Source organism: Bifidobacterium biavatii DSM 23969 (assembly GCF_000741165.1).
GTDB classification, from domain to species: Bacteria; Actinomycetota; Actinomycetes; order Actinomycetales; family Bifidobacteriaceae; genus Bifidobacterium; species Bifidobacterium biavatii.
The window spans coordinates 60,957-67,270 of sequence record NZ_JGYN01000015.1 but is presented as its reverse complement, the minus strand read 5'-3'; the positions used below and the strand labels follow the sequence as shown (position 1 = coordinate 67,270).

The 6,314-nt window shown below is 63.6% G+C and carries 7 protein-coding genes and 1 tRNA gene; 3 read left to right on the top strand and 5 right to left on the bottom strand.

The features are described 5' to 3' along the window. The 4 genes from ybeY to BBIA_RS06190 all read right to left on the bottom strand — a co-directional run. Positions 1 to 476: rRNA maturation RNase YbeY (gene ybeY / locus BBIA_RS06205; protein WP_035138141.1), on the bottom strand; the 476-nt coding region annotated here is incomplete at its 3' end. Further along, positions 473 to 1,714, bottom strand: a complete 1,242-nt coding sequence (locus BBIA_RS06200) for a PhoH family protein (protein WP_081892115.1) — start codon at positions 1,712 to 1,714, stop codon at positions 473 to 475. The genes BBIA_RS06200 and ybeY, both read right to left, overlap by 4 nt. 100 nt (positions 1,715 to 1,814) lie before the next feature. Next, positions 1,815 to 2,153: a histidine triad nucleotide-binding protein gene (locus BBIA_RS06195; protein ID WP_033495481.1), complete on the bottom strand. Its 339-nt coding sequence runs from the start codon at positions 2,151 to 2,153 to the stop codon at positions 1,815 to 1,817. Between the two features lie 98 nt (positions 2,154 to 2,251). Further along, the gene (locus tag BBIA_RS06190) at positions 2,252 to 3,046 is read right to left on the bottom strand and encodes a 16S rRNA (uracil(1498)-N(3))-methyltransferase (protein WP_033495482.1); all 795 of its coding nucleotides are present in this window, start codon (positions 3,044 to 3,046) and stop codon (positions 2,252 to 2,254) included. Between the two features lie 118 nt (positions 3,047 to 3,164). Between BBIA_RS06190 and BBIA_RS06185 the strand changes: the two genes are divergently transcribed. The 3 genes from BBIA_RS06185 (at position 3,165) to glgC (ending at position 5,588) form a co-directional block, all read left to right on the top strand. Further along, positions 3,165 to 3,252: transfer RNA gene (locus BBIA_RS06185), tRNA-Leu, on the top strand. 68 nt (positions 3,253 to 3,320) lie between these two features. Beyond that, positions 3,321 to 4,187 carry a TrmH family RNA methyltransferase gene (locus BBIA_RS06180; protein WP_033495483.1) on the top strand — a complete coding sequence of 289 codons (867 nt, stop codon included), beginning with the start codon at positions 3,321 to 3,323 and terminating at the stop codon, positions 4,185 to 4,187. Positions 4,188 to 4,340: 153 nt separating this feature from the next. Further along, a complete protein-coding gene (glgC, locus tag BBIA_RS06175; protein WP_033495550.1) occupies positions 4,341 to 5,588 on the top strand; it encodes a glucose-1-phosphate adenylyltransferase in 1,248 nt (415 codons plus the stop codon). A gap of 112 nt (positions 5,589 to 5,700) precedes the next feature. Here the strand turns inward: glgC and BBIA_RS06170 are convergent, their stop codons facing one another. Then, complete coding sequence (locus BBIA_RS06170) at positions 5,701 to 6,297, bottom strand: metal-sulfur cluster assembly factor (RefSeq protein WP_033495552.1); 597 nt, start codon at positions 6,295 to 6,297, stop codon at positions 5,701 to 5,703. Between the last annotated feature and the right edge of the window lie 17 nt (positions 6,298 to 6,314).

Below are 6,314 nucleotides of genomic sequence, written 5' to 3'. Positions count from 1 at the left end.
GGCAGGCCGACCTGTGCGCCGACGCTGTGGCGCACAGCGATGAAGGTGAGCAGCAGCTGGCGCTGCAGGCCGAACATCTGCCGTTCCTGTTCGGGGCCGACGTGGTCGTAGCCGAGCAGGTGCAGGATGCCATGGATGGTGAGCAGCAGCATTTCCTCGAGGGTACCGTGCCCGGCGGCGGCGGCCTGCTGGGCGGCGACCCACGGGCAGATGACGATATCGCCGAGCACGCCTTCCATCACGGTTTTGCCGTCGCCGGGGCGCAGCTCGTCCATGGGGAAGCTCATCACGTCGGTGGGGCCTTCGAGGTTCATCCAGCGTTCGTGCAGTTCGGCGATCGGCTCGGGGTCGACGAACAGGATGGTCAGGTCGGACTGCGTGCTTACGCGCATCTGGTCCATGACCCACACGCCGAGGTCGGAGAACACCTTCGGGTCGATGGTCCACTGGGTTTCGTTGGTCACGTCGACGCTCATCGCGCGTTCTCCTTCCGTTCGGTCTCCATAGCCCGTTCGGCTCGTTCTTCCCGTTCGCGTTCGGTGCGTTCCGCGCGGCCCGCCCGCTCGTACGCGGCGGCGGCCGCATAAGCACCGTACTGTTTCATTTCGCCGTGTTCGCGTCGCGCCTTGGTGCTGTGGTCGCCGGCGATGGCCGAATGGTGTTCGTAGGCGGCAACGATCTGGCCCACGAGCTTGTGGCGCACCACGTCGCTGGATTCGAGGTGAGCGAACGCGATGTCGTCAATGCCGCCGAGGATGTGCTCGATGGTGGCAAGTCCCGACCGGGGCACGGTCAAGTCGACCTGCGTGATGTCGCCGGTGATGACCATGGTCGTGTTGAAGCCGAGTCGTGTGAGGAACATCTTCATCTGCTGTTCGGTGGTGTTCTGCGCCTCGTCGAGGATCACGAACGCGTCGTTGAGTGTGCGACCGCGCATGTAGGCGAGCGGCGCGACCTCGATCGTGCCGTCGTCCATGTACCGGCGCAGCTGGTCGGAGCCGAGCATGTCCGAAAGCGCGTCGTAAAGCGGACGCAGATACGGGTCGACCTTCTCGTTGAGCGTGCCGGGCAGGAAGCCGAGATTCTCCCCCGCCTCCACGGCCGGGCGCGTCAGCACGATGCGGCGGATGCGCCGCTCCTGGAACGCCTGCACGGCTTTGGCGACGGCCAGATACGTTTTGCCGGTGCCGGCCGGGCCGATGGCGAACGTGATGGTGTGCGATTCGATGGCGTTGACGAGGGCGATCTGTCCGGCGGTTTTGGGTCGGACTGGCTGGCCGAGCGCGAAGGTGATGACGCCGGGCACGCGCGGCCTGCGGCGTTCCTGCGACTGCTCCCCCGGCTCGTCCGCGCATCGCGCGGCGGTTTCGGCCGGGCGCGGGACTGTTGCGCGCTGCTGGCGGTTGCGTTCGAAGAAGTCCTGCCGCACGCGATTGGGCAGGACCTGTTGGTCGAGCAGGCGGCGGACGGTGTCGGCGTCCATCGGCGCGCTGTATGCGGCGCGGATGATCGTGTTCAGCACGTCTTCGGCCTGGGCCGCCTGCGGTTCGGACTGCTTGGACCGCGACATGATCGCGATGCGGTCGCCGCGCACGATGATGGTCAGGTCCGGAAACGCCTGCTCGACTTGCCTGAGGACCTCGTCCACGGGCCCCAGCACGGCTACCGGGTCAAGTTCGGATGGGATGGTGATGGTTCGCGTTGTGGTCGCCAAACAAACCTCTTGTGTGCTCGTTGGTTGTGTTCGTATGTGTCTTGTCGGGCTGCGCGCCGGCGCGGCAGGAGAAACGGTCTTCCCACCGCGCCCGCGGTCGCTACTCGTCCAGTTTTTCGCCGGTCAGCACGTGGGCGTGAACGTGGAAGACGGTCTGCCCCGCGTCAAGACCCGTGTTGAAGATCAGACGGTACGCGCCGTGGAACTCCTTGTCGGCGATGGACTGGGCCACTTCGGCGATGTGCGCCAGTTCGGCCGGATCCGCCTTGGCCAGTTCGGCGACGTTCGCGTAGTGCTTGCGCGGCACGATCAGCACATGCACCTTGGCCTTCGGGTTGATGTCCTTGAATGCGTAGGTGGTTTCATCCTCGTACACCTTCGTGCTGGGGATCTCCCCGGCGATGATCTTGCAGAACAGGCAGTCCTGTGAATCGCTCATGTCGCTCCTTTGTAGCGTCCGTAGGTTTTGCGCTGTGCGCTGGCTCCATGCTATTGCGCGGGCATGTCATTTGCCACATTCGACGCGGCATGTTTCGGTCAGATTCGGCCCAGCGTCCTCGACAGCAGGGATAGGGCCACCGGACCGGCCGCGGAGGCGCGCAGAATGTTCGAACCGAGCACGCACACCTGCGCGCCCGCGTCCTTGAACATGTCGACTTCCGCATCGCTGATGCCGCCTTCCGGTCCGACCATCACGCTGATGGTGCGCGGGCGCCCGTCCTCGAGGCACTGGTCGGCCAGCGCGCGCACGCGGCGTTCGATGCCGTCCCACGTGTCGGTCGCATCCTGATGCAGCACGATCATCAGATCGCCATGCACGCACGCGCGGCGGCAGTCGGCCACAATCTGCCGGCTGGTCACACAATCGGCCAGTTCGGGCATCCATGCACGACGCGACTGTTCGGTCGCAGCCGCGAGCGTCTGCGACCATTTCTTGTCAGTGCGTCCCGCCTTCCATTTGGCGATCGACCGGTCGGCCTGCCACGGAATCACCGTGTCGACGCCGATCTGCGTGGCCATATCGATGGCCTGCTCGTCGTGTCCGGTCTTCGCCAGCGCCTGCACAAGCGCAAGGCGGGTGACCGGCTGCGGCTCGCGTCCGACTTCAAGCACTTCGGCCATCGCGTTGGCGGCGTCACACAGCACGGCGCGGATGCGCAGACCCCGGCCGTCCGACAGGTCGAGTTCGTCGCCGTCCGACATGCGCATGGCCTGGATGGCGTGGCGCCGGACCGAAGCCGGCAGGGTGATCTTCCACCCGGTATTCAGTTCGTCGCTGTTCACCGGCACGTCGTCCTGCGCCGGATTGAGCAGGAAAAGAGGATTCGTCATGGTCCACCAGCGTACACAAAACCCGCGCCATGACTTGCGACACGCCGCTGCAACCACGCGATTTGACGCATTTGAGAACACTGGTAAAGTATCTACACGTTGCCTCAAACAACACCTTGTCCGGGTGGCGGAATGGTAGACGCGCTAGCTTGAGGTGCTAGTGCCTATTTTATACAGGCGTGTGGGTTCAAGTCCCATCTCGGACACCGGAAAAGCCCCGTGGAAACACGGGGTTTTCTTGTATTCACCATCATTGCGAGGAAAGGCACGTTCCATGAGGTTCATCACCATCGACTCCATCGACGACGAACGCGTGGCGGCCTACACGAACCTCACCGAAATGCAGCTGCGCAACCGGCTTGAACCAGCCAAGGGCCTGTTCATCGCCGAATCCCCCAAGGTCATCGACCGCGCGCTCGCCGCCGGACGCGAGCCGATCTCGCTGCTCGTCGAGGAACCGTGGATCGAAGGCATGGCCGACACGTTTGCATACGTGGACGAACACTGGGGCACCGACGTGCCTGTCTACGTCGCCTCCCCCGAACAGCTCAAGCAACTGACCGGATACCGCCTGCACCGCGGCGCTCTTGCGGCAATGCGCCGGTGGCCATTGCCGAGTGTGGCCGAAGTCTGCGCCGGCGCGCACCGCGTGGCCGTCATGGAAAACATCGTCGATCATACGAACGTGGGCGCGCTCATGCGCTCGGCCGCCGCGCTCGACGTGGACGCGGTACTGGTCACCCCCTCCTGCGGAGACCCACTGTACCGTCGCGCCGCCCGCGTGTCGATGGGCACCGTGTTCCAGATCCCGTGGACGCGCATCGGCATGGAATCGAAGCACGCCTGGCCATTCGACGGGCTCAGGGAACTGCACGACCTCGGCTTCACCACCGTGGCGATGGCGCTCACCGACGACTCGATCAGCCTCGACGAGCTCGTCCGCCGTCTGAACAACGATCCGACTGCATCCGACCACATCGACAAGCTCGCGCTGATCTTCGGCACCGAAGGCGACGGCCTGAGCCGGCACACCATCGCCAATGCCGACCTGACCGTGAAAATCCCCATGAGCCACGGCGTCGACTCGCTCAACGTGGCCGCTTCCAGCGCCGTGGCCTTCTATTCGACCAGAATTCGCTGAAAAGTCATCAAAACTTGCCGACATGCCCGCGCGGCTGCCTTGCATGTCGCAAAATTTGTGCAAGTATTAAGTGTGTCAGGCCATGCGATGAAGCGTGGGACGCACAGAAGTTCGGTGTCGCAAGACGCTTAAGACCCAAGAGAGGAGCATCAGATGGCGAAAAACAAGCAAAAGATTCTTTCCATCGTCCTAGCTGGCGGTGAAGGAACTCGCCTGATGCCGTTGACCCGTGACCGGGCGAAGCCCGCCGTGCCCTTTGGCGGCGTGTTCCGTCTGATCGATTTCCCGCTGAGTAATCTGGTGAACTCCGATTACCGGCATATCATCGTGCTCACCCAGTACAAGTCGCATTCGCTCGACCGCCATATCTCGCAGATGTGGCGCTTCTCCTCGCTGTTGGGCAACTACGTCTCCCCGGTTCCGGCACAGCAGCGTCTCGGCAAGCACTGGTACCTCGGTTCCGCCGACGCGATCTACCAGACCATCAACATCATCGAGGACGTGCAGCCCGACATCGTCGTGATCGTCGGCGCCGACCACGTCTACCGTATGGACTTCGGCCAGATGGTCGAACAGCATATCGAGTCCGGCGCAGAGTTCACGGTCGCCGGCATCCGCCAGCCGATCGCCCAGTCGAACCAGTTCGGCGTGATCAGCGTGGATCCGGACCATCCGAACCAGATCCGCGAATTCCAGGAGAAGCCCGCCACGACCGAGGGTCTGCCGGACGATCCGGGTTCGTTCCTTGCCTCGATGGGCAACTATGTAGCAAACACGGACGCCCTGTTCGACGCGCTCGCCAAGGATGAGAAGGCCGAGGACACCAAGCACGACATGGGCGGCGACATCGCCCCGTACTTCGCGGCGCGCGGCGAGGCCGGCGTGTACGACTTCAACACGAACGTCATCCCGGGCGCGACGGAGACCGATCACGCCTACTGGCGCGACGTGGGCACCATCAAGCAGTTCTATGATGCGCACATGGACCTTATCGCCTACGTGCCCGAGTTCAACCTGTACAACCAAGCTTGGCCGATCTACACGAACTCCGGCACGCTGCCGCCGGCCAAGTTCGTGCATGCGGGCCGCGACCGTCTGGGCCACGCGACCGATTCGATCGTCTCCCCCGGCGTGATCGTCTCCGGCGGTGAAGTGCACCATTCCGTGCTGTCGCCGAACGTGCGCATCCACTCGTGGGCTCAGGTCGTCGACTCCGTGCTGTTCGACGGCGTGGTCATCAACCGTCGTGCGCGCGTGTACAAGGCGATCCTCGACAAGAACGTCGTGCTCACCGAGAACTCGACCGTCGGCATCGACACCGAGCATGATCTCGCGCGCGGCTTCACGGTGACGCCGGAGGGCATCACCGTCGTGCCGAAGGGCACGATCGTCGACGACTGATCGACGGCACGAACAGCGCATGAAGAAAGCCCCGGCCATCAAGGTCGGGGCTTTCTTCATGCCTGAAAAGGTGATGCGGCGGAGTGCGACCGCCGCATCACCTCGTTATGAATCAGTACTTCGGCAGATTGTCGAAGTTGAAGCCGAGCGCGGCCAGCTGCTCGCGGCCTTCCGGCGTGATTTTATCCATCGTCCAACGCGGCTGCCACGTCCAGTCGATGCGGAACTCCTCGACCAGACCGGCAAGCGTGCTCGCGCACTCATCCTCGATCAGGTCGGTGAGCGGACAGGCCGGCGTGGTGAGCGTCATCGTGATGATCGCGCGGCCCAGCTCGTCGATTTCGATGCCGTAGACAAGGCCCAGATCGATCACATCGATGCCGAGTTCCGGATCGATGACCTGATGCAGCGCCTCCTTGACGTCGGCTGCGGTGGCGCGTCCGATCTCGTCGACGGCTTTCAGTGGGATGTCGTCCTCGCTGGAATGCTCGCCGTCATGGCCGCATTCATTTTTCGGATGACGACCACATGCGCACATGTCGGTATCGCCGTCCGCCGTATCGGAAACCGGCGCGGGACGCCCGTTCGGGAAACCCGCTGCCAGATTCGGATTGGCCATCACACGACGCGCGGCCTCCTCGTCGCCCAGCACCTTGTTCACCGCATCGAACACCGACGGTTCGGGTTCGGGCACCAGATTGTCGCTCATATCACTCCAAACGTTGT

Excerpts from the sequence above, each read along its gene's own strand:
- BBIA_RS06195 (WP_033495481.1), bottom strand. The coding sequence starts at position 2,153 with ATGAGCGATTCACAGGACTGCCTGTTCTGCAAGATCATCGCCGGGGAG.
- glgC (WP_033495550.1), top strand. The coding sequence starts at position 4,341 with ATGGCGAAAAACAAGCAAAAGATTCTTTCCATCGTCCTAGCTGGCGGT.
- BBIA_RS06190 (WP_033495482.1), bottom strand. The coding sequence starts at position 3,046 with ATGACGAATCCTCTTTTCCTGCTCAATCCGGCGCAGGACGACGTGCCG.
- BBIA_RS06170 (WP_033495552.1), bottom strand. The coding sequence starts at position 6,297 with ATGAGCGACAATCTGGTGCCCGAACCCGAACCGTCGGTGTTCGATGCG.
- BBIA_RS06180 (WP_033495483.1), top strand. The coding sequence starts at position 3,321 with ATGAGGTTCATCACCATCGACTCCATCGACGACGAACGCGTGGCGGCC.